Source organism: Paenibacillus vini (assembly GCF_018403325.1).
Taxonomy (GTDB): Bacteria; Bacillota; Bacilli; order Paenibacillales; family Paenibacillaceae; genus Fontibacillus; species Fontibacillus vini.
The window spans coordinates 32,938-58,320 of record NZ_BOSL01000006.1; the positions used below are offsets into that span (position 1 = coordinate 32,938).

Below are 25,383 nucleotides of genomic sequence, written 5' to 3' on the forward strand. Positions count from 1 at the left end.
ATCATGACCCTAGATTAAAACCGCCCCCGGATCCACTATGGATTTTGGGGGCGGTTTTGTTGTCTCAGCACAACACGCCGTTCGCAATCGACATCATCAGCTTGATCCGGTTGATCTGGTTGACCTCGCTGGCGCCGGCATCGTAATCGATTGCGGCAATGTTCGCATCCGGATACATTTCCTTCAGGCCCTTGACCATGCCGCGGCCGGTAATATGATTCGGCAGGCAGGCGAACGGTTGAATGCAGACGATATTGTTGACGCCGTGATCCAGCAGTTCCATCATTTCGGCGGTCAGAAACCAGCCTTCTCCCATCTGGTTCCCGACGGATACGAGCCGGCTGGCTTTATCCGCCAGATCATAGATACTCTCAGGAGGCGTGAGGAAGCGGCTATGTTCAAGCGCTTTTTTTACGGGCTTGCGGTACATTTCCAGATAGCCGATCACCATCGGATTGACCAGTCCCAGCATTTTGCTCTTGCCGAGCTGATCGGCTTTGTAAATCGGGTTATACAGGCAGTAGAACATAAAATCCAGAAAATCCGGCACGACCGCTTCGCCGCCCTCGGCCTCGATTACCTCCACGAGCCGGTTGTTGGCATCGGGATGGAACTTGATGAGGATTTCGCCGACGATGCCGACTCGGGGTTTAGTCTTCCCGGTTAGGGGCAATGCCTCGAATTCCTCAACCATCGTGGCAATATACTCCTTATATTGTGCAAAGGAAAACCGCCGCAGCGAGTGACGGCATAAATTCATCCATTTGCGAAACAGCAGTTCCGTATCCCCGGCATTGAGCTCATATGGACGGAAGCGGTAAAGCAGCCGCATCAGCAAATCGCCATAACAGCAAGCGGCGATCAGCCGGTTGATGATTTTTAGATTCAGCTTGAAGCCGGGCTGGTTCTCCAGTCCCGAAACATTGAGCGAGATGACCGGGATTTGCTCCATCTTCGCTTCCTTCAGAGCTTTGCGGAGGAGGCCGATATAATTGGTGGCCCGGCATCCGCCTCCGGTCTGCGTCAAAATGACCGCAGTCCGGTCCGGATCATAATCCCCGCTTTTTAACGCGGCCACGATTTGTCCGATAGTCACGATGGCGGGATAGCAGGCGTCATTATTGACGAATTTGAGCCCTTCTTCCGTCGTTTCTTTACTTGCCGTCTTCAACACCTTAAGCCGGTATCCGGCTTCCCGGAACACCGTTTCGAACAGCTCGAAATGAATCGGGGAAACTTGCGGCGCCAGGATCGTATAGCTATCTTTCATTTTCTTCGTAAAAGAGGCCGGGTGAACCGGGGCAGGCATACCGTCCAGTGGCGATTTAGCCGTTTCCCGTTCCTTCATGGCGGCAAGTAAGGAGCGCAGCCGAATCCGCGCGGCTCCCAGGTTGCTGATCTCATCCACTTTGATAAGGGTAAACGTTTTGCCTTCCCGTTCCAGAATTTCCTGGACCGCGTCGGCGGTGATCGCATCGATGCCGCAGCCGAAGGAAGTAAGCTGTACCAACTCCAGATCCTCCCGCTCTGTAACGACATAGGCGGCCCGGTACATTCTTCCGTGATAGGTCCATTGATTAACGACTGGCAGCGGATGCTTCACTTCGCCGAGATGGGAAATCGAATCCTCGGTCAGCACGGCGAGACCCATTCCCGTAATCAGTTCGGCGATTCCATGATTGATTTCCGGGTCCGTGTGATACGGATGTCCGCAAAGCACGATACCTTTAGTCCCTGTGCTTCGCAAATAATCGAGTGTTTCTTCACCTTTAGCTCGGATGTCGTCCTTGGCCCGTTCCGCTTCCTCCCAAGCGTCTGCAAACGCGGATGCCAGCTCTTCTTTTGGAATGAACGGAAACGTCTCCTGCAGGCGTTTGCGCAACACCGGTTCCGAATCGAAATTGAGGAAGGGGCTAACCAGCGGAGTTCCGCCTTCTTTTAACGCATCGACATTCGTACGGATGACCTCCGGGTAGCTGGCCACCACAGGACAATTAAAATGATTGTCCGCGGATTCATCTTCCTTTTTCTCATATACGACGGCAGGATAAAAGATAAAGTCCACCCGGCTCCGAATCAGACTCTGGATATGGCCGTGCGCCAGCTTGGCAGGATAACAGACGGATTCGGAGGGGATCGTCTCCATTCCGCTTTCATACAGCTTTTTCGTCGATTTCGGCGATAATACTACCCGGTACCCGAGCTTCGTAAAGAAGGTGTGCCAAAAAGGATAGTTCTCGAACAGATTCAGCACCCGCGGGATGCCGACAGTACCTCGGACGGCCTGCTCGGGCTCAAGGGAAGCATATCTGAACATCCGGTCATATTTGTAGGCCGTCAGATTCGGCAGCCCGTTCTTCTCCATCTTCTGGGTTGCCCCGCGTTCGCAGCGGTTCCCTGTCACATGGAAGTTTTTGTCGGGAAACCGGCTTACGGTCATGGCGCAATTATTGCTGCACAGATAGCATCTGGCATGAGAGACCTCGCAAGCAAAAGTATCCAGCGCTTCCCGCGACAAAATTGTGCTAGATCCGGTCCCGGCGTAGCCGGTCCGTGCGATCAAAGCACAGCCGTAAGCGCCCATCATGCCGGCGATATCGGGCCGAATCACTTCCCGGCCGGTAAGCTGTTCAAACGCACGCAATACCGCGTCATTCATGAAGGTACCGCCCTGTACGATAATCCGTTCTCCCATGTCTTCGGGATTGCGGATTTTAATGACTTTTTGCAGCGCATTCTTGATTACGGAATAGGCGAGGCCGGCGGAAAGATCGGGGAGGGTCGCACCTTCCTTTTGTACCTGCTTGACCTTGGAATTCATGAATACCGTGCAGCGGGAACCGAGATCGACGGGCGCTTTAGCCTGCAGCGCTTGGTCGGCGAATTCGGTGATGTTCAGACCGAGCGTGCCGGCGAAGCTCTCCAGGAACGAGCCGCAGCCGGCCGAGCAGGCTTCATTCAGCATCAGGGTATCGATGGCGCCGCCTCGGATTTTGATGCATTTCATGTCTTGGCCGCCGATATCCAGAATAAAGTCGACTCCCGGCAGAAAGGAAGAGGCCGCTTTATAGTGAGCAACGGTTTCAACTTCGCCGCCGTCAATCCGGAACGCGACTTTAACCAATCCTTCCCCATAGCCGGTAACGTACGCGTGAGCTATGAAGCAATCGGCAGGAAGGATGTCGTAGATTTCTTTAAGAGCCTCCCGGACGGTAGCCAGGGGATTGCCTTTATTACCTGCATAGAACGTATGCAGGATTTGATCCTCGCTGCCGGTCAGGACGAGCTTCGTCGTCGTGGATCCGGCGTCGATACCGAGGAAGCAGGGACCTTCGTAGTTTGCCAGCTCAGCGCGTACGGCAGATGCGGCGCCATGGCGCAGCTGGAACGCAGCCAGCTCCGCTTGGTTTGCGAACAGGGGCGGGAGCAGCGGGTCTTTGCCGCCGCCATACGAGCCTGAGGCAGCAAAGTTGACGGCCTGTAGCCGCTCCAACCAAGCGGACAGCGGAAGCTGCTCGCCACTCGCGCTGTGCAGACAGGCGCCTAAAGCCACGAAGTATTGACTGCGCTCGGGGAAGAGGACCTCGTCTTCTGCGAGGCCCAGTGTCAAGGGAACCGCTCCCGGAGCATAGGCAGGAACGTCAGGGGGCCGCCAAGTAAAGCCACTTTGCCGCGAATCGGGCGGCCGCAGGCCAGCCCGCTGATCGTCTGGTTGACGATGGCCTGGAAGATCGAGGCGGCGATATCTTCCCGCCGTGCGCCTTCGTTTAACAGTGGCTGAATGTCCGTCTTGGCGAATACCCCACATCGGGAAGCGATGGGGTAGATCGTCTCATAACGGCTTGCCAGTTCATTAAGCCCGGCCGGGTCGGTCTCCAGCAAGGCCGCCATCTGGTCGATAAACGCACCCGTGCCCCCGGCACAGGCGTTGTTCATTCTTTGCTCGATGCCCCCGCGGAAATAAATAATCTTGGCGTCTTCGCCGCCCAATTCGATGGCGGTATCGGTCTCAGGCGCCAGAAGCTTGACGGCCTTCGTGCAGGCGACTACCTCTTGCAGAAATGGAATCCCGGCAAGCTCCGAAAAGGAAAGGCCGGACGAACCGCTCATGCAGACTGTCGCTTCCGCATCGGGATGTAAACGCATCAATTGTTCCCAAAGAGATAGAACCGCGTTCTGAATGTCCGAATAATGGCGGATGTAATGCTCATGTACAATTTCCGACCGTTGCATTGCGATTATTTTGGCCGTTGTCGATCCGATGTCCAGTCCGATTTGCAGCAGCATCTATTCACCTAATCTCATAAAGATTGACTTTGCATTTGCAGCGGGTGCTGCGTGTAACCCGTAGTAAACTTCTCCTGAATCACCCTCAGCGACCTCAAAAATATAGTCAGGTGCTCATCCGAAAAATCATCTAGAATATTTTGAAATACAAGGTTGCGTTTTTCGATCATTTCAGCCAGGGCCGATTGGCCGGCCGGGGTGATTTCAATCCAGCAAATTCGTTTGTCCTGTTTGTCTTTGACCCGCTTCAATAGACCTTCCTTGACCAGTTTATTCACCGCGATCGTGTTGGCACTGGAAGAGAGGCCTACCCGGTCGGCGATTTGAGTGACCATGCAGGGTCCGCCCCGGGAAACCGTCAGAAGTATGAAGAACTTGCTGGGCAAGACTGAATCGCCTTCATTAAAAAATAATCGGCCCATATGATGGGCTATGGCCAAGGTAGACTCGCAAATTTCATTTACGGCGTCCTGGCCTGGAGGGTCACTGTTATTCATGTGAAAAACACGACCTTTCTCGGGTTCGAAGAAAGTTTTATGATAAAGCTTTATATACAAACTTTAACAAATTAGGTATTCAAGAAGCTGTGTTATATATAACAACTGGATATATTTTGATGGGAACGAATCGTTAATTCTTTTCCGCCCGTTCATGCAGTGAAGATGCATGGAGTGATTGTCTGTTTTAGCAGAACAGCGAACCTGGAAGAATGGCCTAGGTAGGACAATTAAGAATACAAAAAAACCGCCCGATTTAACGAGCGGTTTAAGCAAGCAATTAGCCGAGAGCCAGCTACAGAGTTATAGCTATCAATGGATCACGATAATCTGCTGCAGATCTCGTGAATCGCCGTACAGCGATACTTCGGCGGATTTCAATTGAGCGGAGCCGTCGCCGTCCAGAAAAATACCTTCTTTGGCGGAGCCGGGCGCAATCACTTCAAGAATCGCCGAGCGAAACTCGGCAGCGGTACACCGGTCCGGCGTTACGATCAGCCACAGAAGCCCAGCGTCGTCGTATACGAGGCCGGAGCGGAGGCGCCGTTCGTCAGGGTTAGGCAGATGCTCGCGGAGCATAGCTTCCTCCCAGGCGTTCTCATCGCCCAGATTCATGCTGACACCGCCTTGGGCAAAATACCGGCTGCGGTCCTGCACCTGCAGCTCGTCGGCGGACGAGGCGACTTGGACCGAGAATCTGTCAGCTGCTTCGTCCCAAACCAACGTACCGCGGGCGTATTTGGCGTTGAACCAGCCGGAGCCGTATTCGCCCGCCTGTCCTTTCACCGGCTCATCTCCGTTCACTGCGATAGACAAAACGGTGTCCTGGTAGAAGAAGCCGCCGTTGATACCGTACACACGGTAATCGCGCAGCGGCCGATCCGCGGCTCGAAGCTCGATCCGCTCAGGCTTTACGGCCATTGCGTGGATCTCGAGACCGCTGCTAGCGATAGCCTTATGATAGGTGTAAGGGTGGGGCAGCAAATAGCTCCGTCCCCAGGCCAGCATCCCGATCACACATAACGCGAGCAGTGCCGCGGCCGAAGCTGCCAAGGGCCAGCGGCTTCTTACCGTCGTAGCATTAGCCGGCAACATAAGCGGCCAGCAGTCTGGTCGTATTGAGAATCGCCTGCTTGTGCGTTCTTTCCATCGCGTGCGAGGCATGCACGCCCGGACCAATCAGAGCGGCCCGGATGTTATGGCCGCCGTGGAGCGCGGCAGAAGCGTCCGAGCCGTAATGCGGATAAATATCCACCGCAAAGGCGATGTCCAGCCCTTTTGCCAGCTCGATCAACCGGCCGGTCATATCATAGTCATAAGGACCGGTGGAGTCTTTCGCGCAGATGGAGACATCGGTCTCCTTACAGCTCAAGTTATCGCCCATCGCGCCCATATCGACGGCGATCATTTCATGGACGCCGTCCGGGATCCAGGACGCCCCATGACCGACTTCCTCATAGTTGGAGATGAGGAATACAAGATCGTGCTTCGGCGTCCAGCCTTCGCGCTTGCTGGATTCCAGCAAGCCGAACAGCGCGGCGACGCTGGCCTTGTCATCCAGGTGGCGGGACTTCACATAGCCGCTAGGCGTGATTACCGCCCGGGCGTCGAAGGAAATGAAGTCCCCGACCGAGATGCCCAGCTTCAGCACATCGTCCTTGCTCTCCACGAGCTCGTCGATACGCACCTCCATGTTCCGTTCCTCTCGCTTGAAGTCCCGCGCGTCGCTGTATACATGGACGGAGGGATGGGACGACAGAATCGTCCCGGTGTAGACCTTGCCGCCGCGGGTGTGAATTTGGCAGTACTCGTTCTCGATACTGTTCATCATAAAGCCGCCGACGGAAGTGATCGCAAGCGTCCCGTTCGAATTGACGGCGCGGACCATGGCTCCGAGCGTATCGACATGGGCGCTGATCGCGATCTTGCGTGAAGAGTCGCTGCCTTTCAAGGTCAGTAATGCTCCGCCTTTTTCATTTTGCGAGAACGGTACGCCCAATGCTTCCGCTTCTTCGCGAACCAGGTTCATGACTTCCCGGGTAAATCCGCTTGGGCTGGGGGTATCGAGCAATTTTTTCAGTAATTCCAAAATATAAGTCTCATTGGGTTGAATGTTCATGGATAAGCCTCCTATGAATTCGTGTAGGTAAGTTAGTCTTGGAGTGGAGTCGTATCTTCAGCCGGTACGGCCGCGGTTGCGGGTTCCGGAAAAACATACCCCGTAGCCTCCTGGATATGTACAAGCTTTGCATTCAGTGTCTTTATTTCTCTTTGCAGTCGGTAGCCGCGATAAATGCCGAAGGCTCCGACAATAATGCCGCCGAGCAGCGTGGAGCCCAGGATCAAAAGGATCAAGGGGAGGCTGATCGAGCCGAAGAGCAGATTCACGGGCACGGGATCGACATTGATTACGGCGAAAACTGCGGTAATTAGCGCAAAAACCATGGCTAAAATTAAGGACCATTGAATTTTCATGACGAGGAACACCTCCTTCTTATGACAGTATAAAATCCCTTGCCCGCAAGGAGCAAGGGATTCTCTGTTAAAGCCTACTTTATTTCGTCAAGTTCTCCATTTGTTCAATGATGTCTTCGAACACGCTCATCGCTTCGCGGACCGGTTGCGGGGTGGACATATCCACGCCGGCCTTGCTCAGGATATTGATCGAATAGTCGCTTCCGCCGCTCTTCAGGAAACCGAGATAACGGTCGATCGCCGGCTGGCCTTCTTCCAGAATCTGTTTCGAGAAGCTGGTGGCCGCGGAGAAACCGGTGGCGTATTTGTACACATAGAAGCTCGTATAGAAGTGGGGAATCCGCGCCCATTCCATTTCGATATCCTGATCTACGGTCATCTCTTTACCGTGGTATTTCAAGTTGAGATCGTAGTAGATGGAAGACAGTTCCTGCGGCGTGAGCGATTCGCCCGCTTCAGCCCGTTCATGGATAAGCTTTTCGAATTCCGCGAACATCGTCTGCCGGAACAGGGTGGTCCGGAATTGATCGGCGTAATAGGTGAGCAGGTACATTTTTTGCTTCGGATCGGTCGAATGCTTAAGCAGGTAATCCATCAGCAGCGCTTCATTCGTCGTCGAGGCTACTTCCGCCAGGAAGATAGTGTACTGCGCGTCCCGGTACTTCAAGGCTTCGTCGGAAAAATACGAATGCAGTGCATGACCCATCTCATGGGCCAGCGTGAACATGCTGTTCAAGTTGTCCTTATGGTTCAAAAGCACGTATGGATGCGTTCCGTAAGCGCCCCAGCTGTAAGCGCCGGTCCGTTTGCCTTCGTTCTCGTAAACGTCGATCCAGCGGTTGTCGAAGCCGTCCTTCAGCACGCTGAGATAGTTATCCCCAAGCGGCTTCAAGCCCTCTTCCACCATTTTTTTGGCATCCTCATAAGTGATGTCCCATTTATACTCTTCAACGAGAGGGGCAAAAAGGTCATACATATGAAGCTCGTCGACGCCGAGCAGTTTTTTGCGCAGTTTCATATAGCGGTGGAGCAGCGGAAGGCTCTCGTGCACCGTGTCAATGAGGTTGGTGTAAACTTCCTTCGGAATGTTGTCGCCATACAGGGACATTTCGAGAACCGAAGGATATTTGCGTACTTTGGAGTAGAACATGTTTTTGTTGACGTTGGCGCTCAAAGTAGCCGCAATCGTATTTTTTTGCTTGCCGTAAGTTTCGTAGACCGCTTTGAAGGCGCGGCGGCGTACATCGCGGTTCGGATTTTCCAGGAATTGAATGTAGCTGCCGTGCGTAAGCTCCACTTCTTTTCCGTTCTCGTCCTCGATCTTCGGGAACTTGATATCCGCATTGTTGATCATGCCGAAAATATGCTGAGGCGCTTGCGATAAGTTACCGACCTGGGCCAGCAACGCCTCTTCGGTTTTGCTCAGGACATGCGCTTTTTCCCGCTTGATTTCCTGCAGCGTAAATTTGTAATCCGCCAGCTCGGGATTGTCGATCAGGGCATCCAGCTCGCTCTCAGGCAGGGAAAGAATTTCCGGCGTGATGAAGGACAGCGCTTCGCCGATTTCCACGTTCAGTTTCTTGGCCTTTTGCGTCAGCGCCTGGTATGTAGGGTTTGTCGTATCCTGGTCATGGTTCAAATGGGCATACACATACAGCCGCTCCAGGTTTTGCGAGATTTCATCCTCCAGGGCAAAAATAGCTTTGACGCTCTGCGGATTATCCAGCTTGCCTTCGTAATCGGCTACTTTATTTTTCTGCTGTTTCAGTCCTTCAAGGGCCGTGTCCCAGGCTTTCTGATCAGGGAACATGTCTTCCAGCTTCCATGTATTCTCGGTTTGGACTTCGGAACGTTTCGGTAATGTGCTCATCGGAATCCTCCTTTGGTTTGGGTAAACTGAACCGGCAGCTGCCGGATGACCGGCTGCAGCCGCACTCGGCAAGGCGGTAGCCATGACGCAAACGGTCAGCAGCAAATGGAGCAGACGGGGTCTTTGCATATTTAAATAGGAAACCTCCCTTGAAAAATAGAGACATTGTCCTATCATACCCTTTGTCGTCCGCTGTTATTTACCATTTCACCGGCCCATATTATAAAAACTGTAAACCAATAAAAAGAACGCAATTACGACCATCACGAGGGCAGCAATGGCATAGCCGCGCCGCAGCTTGGGAGGGATACTGTTCTTGGTCAATATAAGTACGACTCCCAATGCAAACGCGCAAATAATGAAAATTAGCAGGTTAGAACTGTCCATGACTTGGCTCCATCTCTCTTGTGTTTTTGGCGCGGTGCAGGGCTTAGACCTGCTTGAAGGCGTTCATGATGTCATGCCATTCTTCTTCCTTGCCGGCGAATTCCTCCTTGGGAAAACGGTTCTGCGCCCATTGCATCAATGCCGGACGGCTGAGAAAAGTATGGGATTCTTCGCCCCACTGGTCGGAAATTTCGCGTAAAATGATGTATTTTCCCTGTACTTCCACAGTCATCATATTCCACTTGTCTCTTTTGTATATTTCGTGTTTTTTGATCATGGCAATGGCTCCGATCTTTGGCGTCTTAATCTGCAAAATCGAGATGTCAGATTGTTCTGCTTAAATGAAATATTTTTATGTAAAATGATAACTCACCCCCTTAAGGAAAGCAAATGATTATAGGCACTCCATGAAAGAAATGGCGGGGAAAGTTTGGGGAAAATGACACGTTGCATTGTCATGGGTCATAGAGTATAATATGGGTATTCGTCAATGATGACGATTATTTTTAGGAGGTTGTTCATTTGAAAGGTACAGTTAAATGGTTTAACGCAGAAAAAGGCTATGGCTTCATCCAAGTTGAAGGCGGCGAAGACGTATTCGTTCATTTCTCCGCGATTCAAGGCGACGGTTTCAAAACTCTAGAAGAAGGCCAAGCTGTTGAGTTCGAAATCACTGACGGCAACCGTGGTCCTCAAGCTGCTAACGTAATCAAATTATAAGACCTCTTCCGGGTTACCGGATCACTTATAAAGTTTGGTTCCAAGCACGATAATGAAGAACACAGCTCTTTTGGGCTGTGTTTTTTTTGCATCTACCGGAAGCGTTGGAATGGCGGGTGAAAAGGTGTTTGAGATGGGTGCAGATTGTTGTGGATGATTGGAAATGGCGCGGTGCCGGGGAACAATTGGAGTGATTTGGGTGATATGAGTGATTGGTGTGTTTGGAGTGATGTGATTGATTAGGGTGATTGGAGAATTTCCAATGAGAATTCTCTTAAGTCAGGTCTCTGTTGGGATCATTGGATAAATTCCAATGAAAAGGCGTTATTTTCGGCAGAGAAAGGCATTTGCGGGATTTTTATTGGAAATTATCCAACCAGAGCGCGGAGTTCGGCTAAATTAAACTTTTTTATTGGAAAAAATCCAAACCGTACATAAAAATTGACTCCGAGCTGCTGCCCGGCGCGTTGGCGGATCTGTTTCGAGCCTCAAAAGGAATCGGAAAATAATTGGAGAAGAGTATTAGGAATAACCTTCAAAAATTAGTGACAGCCAGTTGTCACCAATGCCATGGTAAGGTGAAATTGATCGGGAGGAACTGAACAGTAATGAAGCGAATGGACCGGATGATGGCGATTGTAATGGCGCTTCAACAGCGGGCGGAGACCGCGAAGTCGTTGGCGGACAAGCTGGAGGTATCCAAACGGACGGTGCTGCGCGATATGCAGGCCCTATCTGAAATGGGGGTACCGCTGTATGCCGTATCCGGTCCGGGAGGGGGCTATCGCCTTATGGACGGTTATCGGCTTGCGCCCCTACAGCTTACCGCCGACGAGGCGCTGACCCTGCTGCTTGCCTTGGACGGGATGACCAAATACAGCGACGGACCGTTTCAGCAGGCAAGATGGACGGTGACGGACAAAATCCGGTCCGCTCTGCCGGAGCAAACTTTAGGTGAAATCGCGCCTTGGCTTGCGCATATCGGTCTGGAAGTGCCGAATCGCCCCACAAGGACTCCGCATTTAAATGCGCTGATGAAATATGCGGCAGAAGGTGCCTGGTTGCATGTGCTGTACCGTTCGCAAAACTACCGGCGCTATCTTGATTTACGTCCCGCCCGGATCTATGCGGCGCACGGCTTTTGGTATTGCGAGGCTTATTCTCACCAGCACGAAGAAACGCGGACCTTCCGGGTAGACCGGATCGAGGAGTTGGCTGCGTTGACCCCTGAGGAAGCCGCGGGTTTGGAAGGTACGGCGGCACGGCAGGAATCCGTTGGCAACGGTAACGCATCCTCTGGACAGGCGGTTCGAATACTCGCCAAGCTTACTTATCGGGGAGCGCTTCAGGCGGAGCAGGATCCCGACATCGGGCATTTTGTCAGACAGACGAGTGACGAAGAATGGGAGGTTGGCTTTGATTGCCCGCCTTCGGAATGGAATTGGGCGATTTCTTTTTTCTTTCGTCTCGGTTTGGATGCGGAGGTGCTTGAACCGCGCTTGCTGCGGGACCTATTAAGGCAACAGGCAACGGACCTGATGGAAAGATACGAAGCTTAAGGAGGAAGCAGGTTGGAGAATTGGAAGCAAGGCATTATTTTGGCTGAACGGCTAAAAAGACAGGGGCTTGCGCACCCGCTCGTCAGTCCGGGGGATGAAGATGCTTACAAGGCTTTGTTCCGCAGGCTGCAACCGGTCGCTCCGGTTCATTTTACCCGTCCGGGAGACCCTCCTCGGCTCGTTCATCGTACGGTCTATCCTGATTTTGGGGTATCGTCGGCCATCCGGGAACGGGGGGAACTGGTAAAGGCACGTTTTCAGGGCGGACGTATCGCTTACGTGTTGGAGGAGGATTTGAAGCTGTATGCGACGGCGTTCAAGAAAGAAATGACCCGGTCGGGGAATATCCACCAAGAGATTTTGGCGCTGATTCAAGAATCGGGAGGATTGTCCAAAGACCAGTTAAAAGAGGAGCTTCCTTACCGGGCGGGAGATATCGGCAAAGCGCTGGAGGAACTCCAAAAGGCGTTTATCCTTTACGAACAGCAAACCGATACTGATTGGGATACGGGTTGGCTGGATTTTGCCGGGGAATGGTTTGAAATTCCGGGAGATCCGGAGAGCCGCCTTCAAGCGATGGAAGAAGTCGTGCTGCGTTTTACGGAAGCTATGGTGTTTGCAACGGAAGCCCAGATGAAAAGCTGGAGCGGCTGGACGGGGAAGCAGATCCGTGCTCTTGTTGAAGGACTTGTGGAGCAGGGACGATTGATTAGAACCGAAGTGGAAGGCTGGGGCACAGGCGTGATCTGTGAGGGAGATCCTATTTTGACTGACCGGCTTGCCGCAGGTAGTGATCCTTCGTCTGTTCCGAAAAGAATATGGATGCTGGACAAGTCGGATTTTCTCGTTCGTACCGAATTAGATGAGCTTAAGAAGCGATACGAGGGCCGCGAAGTACTGCAGTACTTGTTGGTTGACGGAGTGTTTCAGGGTGCGGTAACCGGTCATTGGGGATTCAAAGACTACGATATCGAAGACATCATTCTGGATTTGCCGGAAGAAGAGGTCGCGGCGCGTCGTGATGAAGCCATTTCGGCAGTAAGGGAAGTTTATGATTCGAAGCATCATGCGATACTGAGATACAATGGGATACCACTTTAATAGTGAAAGAGGGGTTGAAATGGCGGATAATAAACCACCGGAAGTACTTGAACAAGCCCGCAAATTTATATATAGCAGTGCTAGGCTGCTGGATCGGATGCGCTTTGCCTATCATTTCGAGAATGGAAGCAAAGAACAGGTGTTGAATGCGCTACGTCCTTATCAGAATGCGGATGGCGGCTTCGGGAATGCGCTTGAGCCGGATATGCGCTGTCCCCAAAGCCAACCGGTCACGACAGAGATGGCTTTAATGGTCATCAAGGAAGTCGAAGGTTGGGATAGTAACATCATGGATGGAGTGCTTTCCTATCTGAAAGGAATCACGCTGGACAATGGAGGATTTCCCAGAGCCACGACAAAGGTCAACGATTATCCCCATGCCCCGTGGTGGACTACGGAGCAAGATGGAATTCCTTCGCTCAACCCTACGGGCAGCATCATCGGAATGCTATTGGGACAGCGAGTACGGACCGATTTTTTGAACGAAGACTGGTTCGCAAAAAATATCTCCTTCCTGTGGAATTGTCTCGAGGATTCTGTCCCCGGCGATTATCATGATGCGGCTCAGTGGATGTCCTTCTTGGGGAATGTGGAGGGGCTAGAAGCAGATGATCGGGGTTGGAAGAATTGGAGGGTGCTCGATGAATGGCTGGCCGGTCCGAACGGGATCGAGAAGAACCCCCACGCCGAAGGCTATGTGCACAAGGTGCTGGATTATGCACCGTCTCCCGACTCCTATGCTTCCAAGTTGATTCAGTCAGAGGAACTTAACCTGCATCTCGACTGGATGATCGGCAATCAGCTGGAGGACGGCGGATGGGACATCTCGTTTCCGGCCGTCAGTACCGCCGGGCACCAGGAATGGCGGGGCTGGCTGACCGTGGAAAATTTGAAGACGCTGAAGGCATATGGGAGAATCTAAAAATTATAAGAAGAATCTCTTAAGGCTGTGGCTCAAGGGGTTCTTCTTTTGAACAGAGAATGCGGTTAAGGCTGTTGTTCAAATAGGCATTAGAAGTCATGAATCTAATGGCGAAGGAACGTATTATTCGGACGATTTATTTTTTGGTGTATGACTAGGGCTAGCTTTATACTCTAGAAGTTTATAAGAGTCTGAATACTGGGGTATATGGGCATGGAGCTAGCCTTCACGCTCTAAATTGTTTTAATAAACAGGAGTGGGAAAATGTATTATTTAAAAAGATATCTTGCTTTTCAAATTGATGTTGTTTTATCGGGATTTCTTTTTGCTCCCTTATTAGTATTACTTACGTTTACAAATCCTGAGTTTTTCTTTATTATGAAAAGTCAAATCTTTATTACCCTTACATATGCAATTATTATTATTTCATATTTTATTATAATGGATCTGATCGCCGGTAGATTGATCGGTAAAATTCTGTTTAAGCTAAAAATTGTTTGTTTGAATAACAAAGAATTGCCTAAATATCGAATTCTCTAAAGGGATCTCACTCGTATAGTCGATTTGTTATTTCTTGTACCTATGTTTTTAATGCTTTTTAATAAAAATAAACAAAGCCTACCGGATAAGATAATGAAGACAATGGTGATAGGTGATTTGGAAGTGAGTAGTAGTAAGTAATGGAAGGGATGTATGAGGACAAAGCGCTTAATAAAGATGAATTTCATCTTCGAAAGATAAAATTGAGAAACCTTGATTTGCCTAGTGCAATTCAAGGTTTTTTCTTGGTAATAGTATATTTTAATTGCCTTTCGCGGTACTTCAGGCTTTACATCCCATCTAACGGACATAGGAGCCGTTACTGCCTGCTTTTTTGAGTATTTTGAAATCTAACGGACACCAGAGACCTTAAATGGTGGATATGAGCTAATTTCACCTACAATTCAGATGGTTAGAGGCCGCTGTGTCCGTTAGAATCGAAAAACTGCAAAATACGGGGGATTAAGGGCAGTGGTGTCCGTTAGAGCCAGGCGAACTAGCGAACAGCGATTTAGCGAACTTGCGGAACTAACTCAATCAGCAGCAACTTACTTCCCCACACTCTCTTCCTCAGCCGAAGCGGCGGTAGCCGCTTGTGCCGCAGATAGCTGAACCCCTGCCCCAGTAACTGTCTTCACCCGCGGGCCCCGATAGAAATACCGGCTCGCAAAGCCGAGGGAGGCAAACAGCGCGAAGGACATGGCGACGATGTAGAAGTTGTGGCGTCCGAACTCTTCGAAGATGACGCCGCCGAAGGTGCCGCTCAGCAGGCCGGAGGCGCTCGACCAGACGATGGTGTAAAGGGCCATCCCTGTTGCCCGGTAATGGTCCGGAATCAACCGGGTCAACATCCGGATGGATGTGACATAGAATACGCCGAACGATACGCTGTGCAGCAGCTGAATCGCAACGATCATGCCTGCCGAATCCGCAATGCCGACCAGCAGGAACCGTGTAGCGAACATCAGACTGGCAAAGACGAGCAGCGGAAGCTCCTTGATTTTTTCCCCATAAAGGCTCAATAACAGGAAGATCGGAATTTCCGACATCGAGGAGGCGAGCTGTGACCAGCCGATGATGTTCTCGCTGGCTCCCAGATTATTTAACGTAACTGTCAGAAAAGCATCGTTCATCCGCACGGCGATGGCCAGGGAGAAGACGCACCCGAAAAACCAGAGCAGCTCTTTTTGCTTCAGGATGCCCCAGATCCCCGACATGTCCATTTTGGCGACCGGGCTGTCCTGGTCTTTAATGAACAAGGTAATCGCCAGCGCGATGGCCGCGATCCCGATCGCTACCCACATCGTTTGAGAGGAGCCGATCACGGAGAGGACATAGCCGATGAACAGGGCGAAAAACGCGTAGCCGATAGACCCGAAAATCCGAACGGTAATAAAGTTCTTGTTATGCCGTTTGGCGGCGTTGATGGCGATGGTGTCGGACAACGGAAATACCGGGTAAAAGAAGAAATAAAATATCGTAATGACGAGCACGATGACGGAAAACTTGGTGGATACCGATAACACGGCGCTCATGATGATTTGTCCGATCAGCAAAATGAGCATGATTTTTTTAATCGTCCTGTATTTGTCGCTTGCGACGCTCCACAGCAAGTTCGCTACAAGGGATATCATGGGACCAAGTGCGTACAAAAGCCCGATTTGGCTGCTGGAGAAGCCCAACTGGGAATAAAAAAGCGGGAAGTACGATGAAACAAGGACACTCGTACCGAATATGGTAAAAGTAAAGGCCCGCAGCCATGGAAGCTCAGGCCGGGCCGATGTAGAAGATCTCATAAATTTCGCAGACTCCGTTCCGATAATTTTGCAATAATCTCTGACATATGCAAAAGATAGTGATAAGTATAGCATAGTCTATTGAAAAAGGGTTTAGATTCTGCGCCGCTTCTGTGTATAATGTGAGGCATAGGCAGTTTAAATCGTATTCTAATAAGTTGGAGGCATTGTTCATGAGTCATTCCTGCTTTGTATATGATGAAAGGCTGGATATTCACGTCCCCTCGCTGGATCGTCCTTTTGAAGACTATCAGCTTAGCGAGCGTCTGGCTATGATAGAAAAATGGGAGGATACCCGCGGCCGGATTCCCACTAAAGTGAAAAAGCTGGAACGTGAAATTGAAGGCAAGCTGGCGAATTTGAACGAAGAAGAAGATTTTGACCTGAGCTGCGAACTGAACGGAGAAATCGCGGAACTTGCCAGCCGGATTAATGATTTGCATATTTGGTACCGTACGAGCCAAGACGAACATTCGATTTCCGTCAAACGGCACTTGTGATTTTGTTTATTTGTACAAAAAGTTGGATCATATTATAATATAGAATGATTTTTTAATAATGCGATTTTTAACAACGTAGCGGAGGCAGGCCATTGATTGAACTAGAGCAAAGCCGAAACCAGTTTCCGAAAGAGCCGATCCGGTTGATGAGCCGCGTCTATAAGTTCATTTTGCCGGATGTCCGGAGGGAACTGGACGGTTGGAGACAGGAAGCGGCTTCGATTCCCGATCCCGAGCTTAGAAAACAGGCGCTTGCCAGCATAAAGGCAAAAGAGTTTCATTGCCAGGGCGGTTCGGTATACGCCGCTGCTAATTTGGCCAAGCGTGAGATATTGATCCCTCTTATCGTAGCTTTTCAAACGATCAGCGACTATTTAGACAATTTGTGTGACCGAAGTACTTCCATGGATGCGGATGATTTTCGCCTTCTGCATCAGAGTATGCTGGACGCGGTTAATCCCAGCAGCGAGTTGCAGGATTATTATGCGCTGCGTGAAGAAAGTGATGATGGCGGGTATCTCCATCACCTGGTGCAGACTTGCCGCGATAACATTGAGCAGCTTCCCGGTTACCGCGCGGCCAAGCCGCATATTCTGGATTTGGTCGGGCTGTATACCGACTTACAGGTGTACAAGCATATAGACCCGAGCCTGCGTGAAGCGGCGCTGCTTCGCTGGTGGGAACAGCATAGTAATCGTAGCCCTCAGTTGCGGTGGAATGAATTTGCCGCGGCTACCGGCTCTACGCTGGGTGTGTTCATGTTGTTTCTGGCGGCCAGCAATCCCGAATTGGACGACAGCAGCGCTGAAATTATTCATGACGCCTATTTCCCACATGTTTGCGGACTACATATCATGCTCGATTATTTAATCGATCAGGAGGAAGATGAAGTAGGCGGAGATTTGAATTTTTGCAGTTACTATGAGAATAAGGAAACGATGCTTAACCGGATTGCCTTCATCGTGGAAGGAGCGCGCCGGGATATCAAGCGGCTTCCCGCTTCATCGTTCCATCGTATGATCATCGAAGGGTTACTGGCGCTGTACTTATCCGATCCAAAGGTAAGCGAGCAGCAGGAGATTCGTGAAGTATCGAGGCGTCTAATGAAAAGAAGCCCGCTCATGAGGTTGTTCTTCTTCGTGAATAGCCGTTGGATCCGCAAACATCTTTAATAACATTTAGGAGGAATCATCATGTCAGCAGTTAAAAAAATCGCAGTTCTTACCAGTGGGGGAGATTCTCAAGGCATGAACGCGGCGGTACGTGCCGTCGTGCGCAGCGGATTGTACTACGGACTGGAAGTATTCGGGATTCAGCGCGGATATCAAGGATTGCTTAATAACGATATTTTCTCTATGGATATTCGAAGCGTAGGCGATATTATCCAACGCGGAGGCACGATCCTTCAATCGGCTCGCTGCCTGGAATTCAAAACGCCGGAAGGCCAGCAAAAAGGCGCGCAAATTTTGCGTGACCGCGGTATCGACGGATTGGTAGTTATGGGCGGCGACGGTTCTTACCAGGGCGCAGAGAAGCTGAGCAAACTCGGAATCAAAACGATGGGACTGCCGGGTACGATCGATAATGATATTTCGTTCACGGACTATACGATTGGATTCGATACGGCTGTAGGCATCGTAGTGGATGCAGTCAATAAATTGCGCGATACGATGTCATCCCATGAACGCGCGTCCGTTGTTGAAGTTATGGGTCGTCATTCGGGGGATATCGCTCTCCATGCGGGCCTTGCTGCCGGAGCGGAAACGATTCTGGTACCGGAAGTGCCGTTCGATTTGAACGAGGTAGCGGATCGGATGAGACAAAACTTCGATAACGGCAAAAGACACAGTATCGTTATCGTAGCCGAAGGTGTAGGCAAGGGCGAAGAAGTCGTACAAGCCATCAAGGAGCGCCAACCTTCCCTGGAGCCGCGCGCAACCGTGCTTGGACATATTCAACGCGGAGGATCGCCGACGCCGTTTGACCGTAACTTGGCGAGCCGCTTGGGAGACTTTGCCGTACGGAGTCTGATCGCGGGCGAATCGAACAAAGCCTGCGGCATGATCGGCGGAGAAATGATTCTGACCGATATCGAGAAGGTCGTAGCCACCAAGAAAGAGTTCGATATGGACTTGTATGAGCTGGCATCGCGTTTGTCCCAATAAGAAAGTACGCGAAGAACTTGAATTAATTTAACTGGATTTACTACAGTTAAATTACTCATGTTTCGAAATCTTGGACCAATTAGATGTAAATACTACAGTTATTTCAACTGAATTGGTCCCTTTAGCCGTAAAAACGTGGAAATAGCTGTAGGTTATACAGTTAATTGCACGCCAAGGCTCACAAACGCTGAATTACCTGTAGGTTTTACAGCTAATTCTTTAGATGTACAAGTAAAAGGGCTGTTCCCATCGTCATAATTATGATGACGCGGGAACAGCCCTTTTTTATGATGGTTCATGAGATTGGGAGAACTTCTTCTGTATCACGAACAACCGCCGCAGAAGCAGGATAGCGGCCACGCCAAGTCCGGTAATTAGTCCTATCCAGTATCCGTACGGTCCCTGGTTCGTGAAATTCGCTAGGACGTAACCCAGAGGTAGCCCGATGATCCAATAAGCCAGCAACGAGATCCAGAAGCCGGGATTGACGTCTTTGTAACCCCGGAGCACGCCCTGGATCGGAGTAGCGATCGCATCGGAAATTTGAAAAAAGATGGCATAGACAAGGAAATGCGTAATCAGCACAATGACCTCTTCTTCGTTGGAATACAGGCCGGCCACCCCTCTGCGGAACAGCATGAGTATAACGGCGGTAAACAAGGAGAGGGCCACGGCGGTGCTGATGCCCAGAATACCGTACTGTCTGGCATCCTTTTGTCGTCCCGCGCCGACTTCATACCCGACGAGAATCGTCAGAGCCAGGCAGATACTTAACGGAATCATGTACAGTGTGGAAGCAAAATTGTTTGCGGCCTGATGCGCAGCGATTGTCAGCGTGTCGAACCGGCTCATCAGCAAAGTTACGGCAGCGAACACCGCGGTCTCAAAAAAGATGGCGAACCCGATCGGAACGCCGATCTTCATCAATTCCTTCCATTTGGCCAAAGATACCCGGTGGAATTTACGGAAAATGCCATAGCCGGCAAACGGTTCCGATTTATGCGCGATCCATAACGCTATCAGGAAGATGCACCAATAGGTGAAAGCTGTAGCGATGCCCGACCCGATACCGCCGAGCCGGGGAAATCCGAGCCGTCCAAAGATTAGGATATAACCTGCGCCTACGTTCAGTGGAAGGGAGGCGAGCGTAATGAGCATGGAAACTCGGGTCTGGCCGAGCGAATCAATAAAGGAGCGGATTACGATATACCCGAATAGAGGGAGAACGCCCGTAGATATCGATACGAGAAAATAAAAAGCGATATGATGGACTTTCGGTTCAAGTTGCATACTTCCCAGCAGTGGGGAGATGGCCAGTCCGCCTATGAGAAGGACTACGGCACTGACGGCGATAGCCAGCCAAAGCGCTTGCATCACGTGATATCCGACTTTGTTCTGCTGTCCGCCGCCGACAAGCTGGGAGACAATGGGCGTAATCCCCATTAAAATCCCGCTAAGCCCGGTTTGTACCGGAATCCAGATGCTGGATCCAATCGCAGCCCCGGCAAGATCGGCGGGACTGGCGTGGCCGGACATCATCGTATCAAAAAAGGTCATCAATGACATCGTAACTTGTGTAACCAGGATGGGAATCAGGATTTTGAGAAATTGAATGTATTTTTGCTTGAGATTATGTGTTTCTTTCATGTCGAGAACTCCATTTCATCGTCTAAGACCCGGGCGGATTGCCCGGGTCTCCTAGAACATTCATCAATTATAGGGTAAGGAATAATGCCGGATACATCTTGGATAATTGTGTATCGATAAATTAATAATCTACGCCTTCCGTATAGCGGTTGGACGCATTCCACAGCAGATATTCATCGATCTTCATTTCGCTGAGGGCCCGAATTTGTTCTTCGACCTCATGCTTGCCATATTTCGTATAATGGCCTTTTCCGAGCCAGCTCGCCGTAAAGTCCTGAATCCAAGGGCGGATAATGGGTTGCTCTTCTCCCAGCGGGTCGAGTTTCTTCTGCGTATCGATAATAGCTCCCTTGATTGTCTGGTAAGGAGCTTTGTCGGGATCTTTGGCATTGAACCATCCGGTTGTATAGTGGCTTGGATAGATCATTGGACAGATGATATCGACCTGGTTGGAGATCTTCACAAAATCCTGTCCGATGCCTTCCGCCGCCGGAACCGAAGCTGCGTACCCGAAAATATCGACCGATACCTTGATACCCAGCGGCTTAAGCTGTTCGCGGGCATATTCTACGAAAGCGGCGACGGCGTCAATCCGGCTGAGCTCGTTCTTAGTATACTTCAGTGAATCGGCTCGTTTCTCGAAGCCTTCCGGAAAACGTACATAGTCGAATTGAATTTCTTTGAAGCCATGCTTGGCTGCTTCCTTGGCGACCTCTATATTATAGTCCCAAACTTCTTTGCTATACGGATTGACGAAACTGTCGCCTTTTCCGTTGCTCCATACGGTACCATCACTGTTTCTGAACGAGAGTTCCGGGTTCTTCTTGGCGAGAATCGTATCTTTAAATACGACAATTCGCGCGATTGGATAAATTTCATGTTTTTCAAGACGAGCCATCAATCCGTCGAGGTCCCGAATGAAAGGCTGCGGCTTGCCCAGCTTTTGCAGCTCCGGGTTATCCGTTTTGTAAGTGATATAGCCTGCGTCATCCTTAATGTCGATGACCATGGAATTTAATTCGGTGCTGTCGACGAGGTCAATCAGAGTGTTAAGCCGTGATCCGCCGGCGCTGTAGGCCGTGACGTAAATTCCTTTGACTTTTGGAGCTTCGGCCTGCTGAACAGGGATCACCATTTCGGATGGGGATAGAGGATCATCTCTTCTTCCCTCTGCTAGATTCGCTTTAAAAGTTTGATAGGTTGATTGCATAATGGCGGGCATTTTGCCGGTGTCAGCCTGGTCAACTGGCGTTCCTCCGGAGCCCGTACCCAAGGCCAGAAGTAAAAGTGTCCATAGGATGTTCATAAAAATTCCTCTCCCTTGATTGCATTTCGATTTGATTATATCCGATGGTCCGTTTGCAGAAAGAACATCATTGTCACCATTAAATCGTTCGCGATACTTTTGTTTCTTTAAACCTAATGACCTTATCTTAAACTATTAATTTTGAGAGGACAGGTGCAATACTCATAGTTTATGTATGAGAACAAGAAGGCCGCTTCTTCCGCTTATGCAGAAGAAACGGCCTTGGTGGTAAAGTGCTTATTTAATGAAGGAAACCCGTGCTTTGATGCTCGCAGATGCTGAACTGGATAATTTCCATCGCATCTTCCGGTTCCAGGATGGTCAGACCATCACGAAGGACAATCATGGAGTTCAGTTCCCTTTGATTGAAAAAAGGCAACATATCCGGAAACCACTTCATGACGATTTGCTCCAGTTTTACCGTTTCCATTTCCACATCCATCACCCTTTCCTACAAGAATCATTCGTTCCGGAATCATTCCTACTTCGGAAAAGCAGTACAGCCTGTGAAATAAAGGTAAAGCTGATGACTATATTCAGTTGTTGAAGGAACCGCTTGATATGATTATACCACAATCCGATGCAAATGGAACGCCGAACGCGTGCCCACAGGCTTATCTTCTCCGGAAAGAGCCCATAACGCCGACCGTTTCGACGATATTTACGAATGCCGCCGGATCGGTCGATTTAATGATTTCTTTGAGCTCGGTGAGCTCATAGCGGGTGGTGACGGTCATAAGCATGTCCTTCTCCTTATGGGAGAAAGCCCCTTGTGTCTTTATCAAGGTTACCCCGCGGGGACGGCAGAGGAGCCGCTCGAGCAACTCGTCCGTTCGGTCGGTAATAATGAACAGGGTCACTTTGAGATGGTTGATGTGGATGAAATCAAGTATTTTACCGGCCAGATAGATGGACACCATCGATGCAAGGGCCAGATTCCAGTTTCCTTCCAAGTATCCCATAGCCAAAATAACGAGTCCGTTCATCCCGACGAGAATATTGCCGATCGGAAAGTCGCGGTAGCGGGTCACAATCGATCCGATGATATCAAAGCCGCCGGAAGAACCGCCTACGCGAAACGAAAATCCGCTGCCCATGCCAACGAGCACTCCGCCGAATACGGCGGATAACAACGTATCCGAAGCGAGCGGCTTCTCCGGAATGAGGGCCATGAAACACGTTACGCCGATTACGGAAAGGATACTGAGTCCGACAAACCGCTTACCGAGCAAAAACCAGCCGGCAATCAGAATCGGGGCATTATAAACCAAGTACATCGTTTTGATGCTGAGCGGAGAGAAGTAGCCGGTGAGCATGGCCAGCCCCGATACACCGCCGCTGAGCAGATGATGCGGAACGAGGAACAAGTTGAATCCGGAAGCGATCAACGCGGCTCCGATCAAGATGGCGATGCAGTTCCTTATTTCCTTAAACACAAAATTTCACCTCGCGTTGAATATGGAAGTATCCCAACCTGCTTGCTGGTATTCTCAAACTGTTTTGTGCTATAATGTTTGAGATATTCTTGAGTAGGGATCCATTTCCAATTTTAAACGGTCGTTTAACCGTCAAGAAGTTTTCTCGCGTTCCAATCCCTTATGTAACTTTTATGGGGAGATTGGATAGTCTATAAACGTTTGAATGCTACTTAAGAATACAGTCAAGCTTGTGGAATGTCCACTATATAGAAGGAGTATGAACAATTTGAACACATTTGCAGATTTCGGCTTAGAGCCTAAAGTGTTACAAGCAATTACGGAGCTCGGTTTCGAAGAAGCGACACCGATCCAATCCAAATCCATTCCGATTGCCCTCACCGGGCGCGACCTGATCGGACAAGCACAAACCGGTACAGGTAAAACGGCGGCATTCGGTCTTCCGCTGATCAACAGAATTCCTAAAGAAGAAGAGCGTATCGTGGCGCTGATTATGACGCCGACACGCGAGCTGGCCATTCAGGTGGCTGAAGAAATCGGTAAACTGGCCCGTTTTAAAGGCACGCGTTCCCTTCCTATTTATGGCGGTCAAGATATCGTCCGTCAGATTCGCGCTTTGAAGAAGAAGCCCCAAATTATTATCGGTACTCCGGGCCGTCTGCTTGACCACATCAACCGGAAAACGATTAAACTCGACGATGTCCAGACCGTAGTGCTTGATGAAGCCGATGAAATGCTGGATATGGGCTTCATGGACGATATTCAGTCCATTTTGAAGCTGGTTCCGGAAGAGCGCCAGACAATGCTATTCTCCGCTACCATGCCTGCAAATATCCAAAAGCTGGCCCAACAGTTCTTGAAAAACCCTGAGCATGTCTCCGTTATTCCTAAACAAGTCAGCGCTCCGCTGATTGATCAAGCTTATATTGAAGTGCATGAACGTCAAAAATTCGACGCTCTGACCCGTTTGCTGGATATGGAATCCCCTGAACTGGCTATCGTTTTCGGACGTACGAAGCGCCGGGTAGACGAATTGTCGGAAGCCCTGCAAAAACGCGGATATTCCGCCGACGGGCTGCATGGTGATTTGTCGCAGAACCAGCGCGACAACGTAATGCGGAAATTCCGCGACGGCAGCATCGATGTGCTCGTGGCAACGGATGTAGCCGCACGCGGTCTCGACGTATCCGGCGTTTCTCATGTCGTCAATTTCGACCTGCCGCAGGATCCTGAGAGCTATGTTCACCGGATAGGCAGAACCGGACGCGCAGGTAAAGAAGGCGCAGCATGGTCTTTCGTAACGCCGCGTGAAATTGACCACCTGCACTTTATCGAGCGAATCACCCGTCATAAAATTGCCCGCAAACCGTTGCCGAGCATCGCGGAAGCGATTGAAGGCAAGCAACGGATTACCGCGGAACGTATTCTTGAGCTGGTAGAAGCCGGCGAATTGAACGAATACAAAGGTATCGCCATTCAGCTCCTGGAGCAATATGATTCGGTGAACCTGCTGTCTGCAGCCTTCAAGCTGATTACCGGCGAGAAGAACGACAAGGCGAACATTGAGCTTACTCCAGAAGAACCGATCCGCGTAAAACGCCGGAATCCGGATATCCGCTCCAGCGGACGGAAACCGTCTGGCTACGGCAATCGCAGTGGCGGCAGCGGTTATCGCGGTAATAACCGCGATGGCGGAAGTCGCGGCGGATACGGCAGCGGCAAAGGCGGTTACAGCAAGGACGGAGGACGCGATTCTTACCGTTCTTCCGATCGCAAGCCTCGCCCTTCGAACCAAAGCGGAGACCGCAGACCGGTTAAGCGCGACGACAGCTCGTTCGACAAATAAGACCGGGTTTATGAAATAAATCATTGGCAAAGAAGACGAAGCGGGGCTTCGTCTTCTTTGCTTTTTATTTCAATTAATACAGAATCGTCCGGCTGACGATGACAAGCAGAATAAACAAGACCAAAATCGTACCCGTGGATGTCCACAAACCTCCATATCCTCCACCAACTTGGGACATGAGATTACCTCCTTTGAAATTGTGGATGATTGAATTTACTTAATATAGTATGGCTGAGAGGGCGGACCAGACTAGACGCTGACCTATATCAGACAAAATAGGCGCTGGATAGTGATGAAGCAATCGTGCTATAGTAATACTTATAGACAAA

24 protein-coding genes are annotated in these 25,383 nt (G+C 50.4%); 9 read left to right on the forward strand and 15 right to left on the reverse strand.

Features of this window, described 5'->3' with window-relative positions; translation table 11 throughout:
* Positions 1-64: 64 nt before the first annotated feature.
* The 9 genes from KJS57_RS10715 to KJS57_RS10750 form a co-directional block, all read right to left on the reverse strand.
* Complete coding sequence (locus tag KJS57_RS10715; protein WP_306434215.1) at positions 65-3,610, reverse strand: acyl-CoA dehydratase activase-related protein; 3,546 nt, start codon at positions 3,608-3,610, stop codon at positions 65-67.
* On the reverse strand, positions 3,607-4,287 hold the full coding sequence (locus KJS57_RS26685) for a BadF/BadG/BcrA/BcrD ATPase family protein (protein ID WP_306434216.1): 681 nt from the start codon (positions 4,285-4,287) through the stop codon (positions 3,607-3,609). Before KJS57_RS26685 ends, KJS57_RS10715 begins: the two co-directional genes overlap by 4 nt.
* 14 nt (positions 4,288-4,301) lie before the next feature.
* The gene (locus tag KJS57_RS10720) at positions 4,302-4,784 is read right to left on the reverse strand and encodes a MarR family winged helix-turn-helix transcriptional regulator (protein ID WP_213654785.1); all 483 of its coding nucleotides are present in this window, start codon (positions 4,782-4,784) and stop codon (positions 4,302-4,304) included.
* A gap of 312 nt (positions 4,785-5,096) precedes the next feature.
* Entirely contained in the window at positions 5,097-5,879 is a 783-nt protein-coding gene (locus KJS57_RS10725) for a hypothetical protein (protein ID WP_211021065.1), read from the reverse strand.
* Entirely contained in the window at positions 5,866-6,903 is a 1,038-nt protein-coding gene (locus KJS57_RS10730; protein ID WP_211021066.1) for a M42 family metallopeptidase, read from the reverse strand. Before KJS57_RS10730 ends, KJS57_RS10725 begins: the two co-directional genes overlap by 14 nt.
* 32 nt (positions 6,904-6,935) lie before the next feature.
* On the reverse strand, positions 6,936-7,259 hold the full coding sequence (locus KJS57_RS10735) for a LapA family protein (protein WP_211021067.1): 324 nt from the start codon (positions 7,257-7,259) through the stop codon (positions 6,936-6,938).
* A gap of 79 nt (positions 7,260-7,338) precedes the next feature.
* The gene (pepF, locus tag KJS57_RS10740) at positions 7,339-9,129 is read right to left on the reverse strand and encodes an oligoendopeptidase F (protein WP_211021494.1); all 1,791 of its coding nucleotides are present in this window, start codon (positions 9,127-9,129) and stop codon (positions 7,339-7,341) included.
* A gap of 207 nt (positions 9,130-9,336) precedes the next feature.
* Positions 9,337-9,516 carry a hypothetical protein gene (locus KJS57_RS10745; RefSeq protein ID WP_211021068.1) on the reverse strand — a complete coding sequence of 60 codons (180 nt, stop codon included), beginning with the start codon at positions 9,514-9,516 and terminating at the stop codon, positions 9,337-9,339.
* Between the two features lie 43 nt (positions 9,517-9,559).
* Positions 9,560-9,793, reverse strand: coding sequence for a hypothetical protein (locus tag KJS57_RS10750; RefSeq protein ID WP_211021069.1), 234 nt, complete (start codon positions 9,791-9,793; stop codon positions 9,560-9,562).
* A gap of 245 nt (positions 9,794-10,038) precedes the next feature.
* Between KJS57_RS10750 and KJS57_RS10755 the strand changes: the two genes are divergently transcribed.
* The 5 genes from KJS57_RS10755 (at position 10,039) to KJS57_RS26790 (ending at position 14,358) form a co-directional block, all read left to right on the forward strand.
* A complete protein-coding gene (locus KJS57_RS10755) occupies positions 10,039-10,236 on the forward strand; it encodes a cold shock domain-containing protein (protein ID WP_018750471.1) in 198 nt (65 codons plus the stop codon).
* A gap of 608 nt (positions 10,237-10,844) precedes the next feature.
* Positions 10,845-11,795: a helix-turn-helix transcriptional regulator gene (locus tag KJS57_RS10760; protein ID WP_213654786.1), complete on the forward strand. Its 951-nt coding sequence runs from the start codon at positions 10,845-10,847 to the stop codon at positions 11,793-11,795.
* 12 nt (positions 11,796-11,807) lie between these two features.
* A complete protein-coding gene (locus KJS57_RS10765; protein ID WP_213654787.1) occupies positions 11,808-12,896 on the forward strand; it encodes a DNA glycosylase AlkZ-like family protein in 1,089 nt (362 codons plus the stop codon).
* Positions 12,897-12,915: 19 nt separating this feature from the next.
* Positions 12,916-13,818, forward strand: a complete 903-nt coding sequence (locus KJS57_RS10770) for a hypothetical protein (protein ID WP_213654788.1) — start codon at positions 12,916-12,918, stop codon at positions 13,816-13,818.
* A 264-nt stretch (positions 13,819-14,082) separates the two neighbouring features.
* Positions 14,083-14,358 carry an RDD family protein gene (locus KJS57_RS26790; protein WP_213654789.1) on the forward strand — a complete coding sequence of 92 codons (276 nt, stop codon included), beginning with the start codon at positions 14,083-14,085 and terminating at the stop codon, positions 14,356-14,358.
* A 548-nt stretch (positions 14,359-14,906) separates the two neighbouring features.
* On the opposite strand, the gene KJS57_RS10780 is transcribed toward KJS57_RS26790, so the two are convergent.
* Positions 14,907-16,154 carry an MFS transporter gene (locus tag KJS57_RS10780; RefSeq protein WP_213654790.1) on the reverse strand — a complete coding sequence of 416 codons (1,248 nt, stop codon included), beginning with the start codon at positions 16,152-16,154 and terminating at the stop codon, positions 14,907-14,909.
* Between the two features lie 173 nt (positions 16,155-16,327).
* Between KJS57_RS10780 and KJS57_RS10785 the strand changes: the two genes are divergently transcribed.
* The 3 genes from KJS57_RS10785 to pfkA all read left to right on the forward strand — a co-directional run bounded on the left by KJS57_RS10785 (position 16,328) and on the right by pfkA (position 18,819).
* Complete coding sequence (locus KJS57_RS10785; protein ID WP_211021074.1) at positions 16,328-16,654, forward strand: hypothetical protein; 327 nt, start codon at positions 16,328-16,330, stop codon at positions 16,652-16,654.
* A 146-nt stretch (positions 16,655-16,800) separates the two neighbouring features.
* The gene (locus tag KJS57_RS10790) at positions 16,801-17,826 is read left to right on the forward strand and encodes a tetraprenyl-beta-curcumene synthase family protein (protein ID WP_373316820.1); all 1,026 of its coding nucleotides are present in this window, start codon (positions 16,801-16,803) and stop codon (positions 17,824-17,826) included.
* 21 nt (positions 17,827-17,847) lie between these two features.
* Entirely contained in the window at positions 17,848-18,819 is a 972-nt protein-coding gene (gene pfkA, locus KJS57_RS10795; RefSeq protein WP_211021076.1) for a 6-phosphofructokinase, read from the forward strand.
* Positions 18,820-19,104: 285 nt separating this feature from the next.
* Here the strand turns inward: pfkA and KJS57_RS10800 are convergent, their stop codons facing one another.
* The 4 genes from KJS57_RS10800 to KJS57_RS10815 form a co-directional block, all read right to left on the reverse strand.
* Positions 19,105-20,466 (reverse strand): MATE family efflux transporter, encoded by a 1,362-nt coding sequence (locus tag KJS57_RS10800; RefSeq protein ID WP_213654792.1) that lies wholly within the window; start codon positions 20,464-20,466, stop codon positions 19,105-19,107.
* A gap of 121 nt (positions 20,467-20,587) precedes the next feature.
* Positions 20,588-21,772: a putative glycoside hydrolase gene (locus tag KJS57_RS10805; RefSeq protein WP_213654793.1), complete on the reverse strand. Its 1,185-nt coding sequence runs from the start codon at positions 21,770-21,772 to the stop codon at positions 20,588-20,590.
* A gap of 241 nt (positions 21,773-22,013) precedes the next feature.
* A complete protein-coding gene (locus KJS57_RS10810) occupies positions 22,014-22,214 on the reverse strand; it encodes a hypothetical protein (protein WP_211021079.1) in 201 nt (66 codons plus the stop codon).
* Positions 22,215-22,386: 172 nt separating this feature from the next.
* Positions 22,387-23,208 carry a YitT family protein gene (locus KJS57_RS10815; RefSeq protein WP_211021080.1) on the reverse strand — a complete coding sequence of 274 codons (822 nt, stop codon included), beginning with the start codon at positions 23,206-23,208 and terminating at the stop codon, positions 22,387-22,389.
* A gap of 268 nt (positions 23,209-23,476) precedes the next feature.
* Here KJS57_RS10815 and cshA point away from each other — a divergent pair, with 268 nt between their 5' ends.
* Positions 23,477-25,054 (forward strand): degradosome RNA helicase CshA, encoded by a 1,578-nt coding sequence (gene cshA, locus KJS57_RS10820; protein ID WP_211021081.1) that lies wholly within the window; start codon positions 23,477-23,479, stop codon positions 25,052-25,054.
* A gap of 73 nt (positions 25,055-25,127) precedes the next feature.
* Here cshA and KJS57_RS10825 read toward each other — a convergent pair whose 3' ends face one another.
* Positions 25,128-25,232: a sporulation protein YjcZ gene (locus KJS57_RS10825; RefSeq protein ID WP_211021082.1), complete on the reverse strand. Its 105-nt coding sequence runs from the start codon at positions 25,230-25,232 to the stop codon at positions 25,128-25,130.
* Positions 25,233-25,383: the final 151 nt, after the last annotated feature.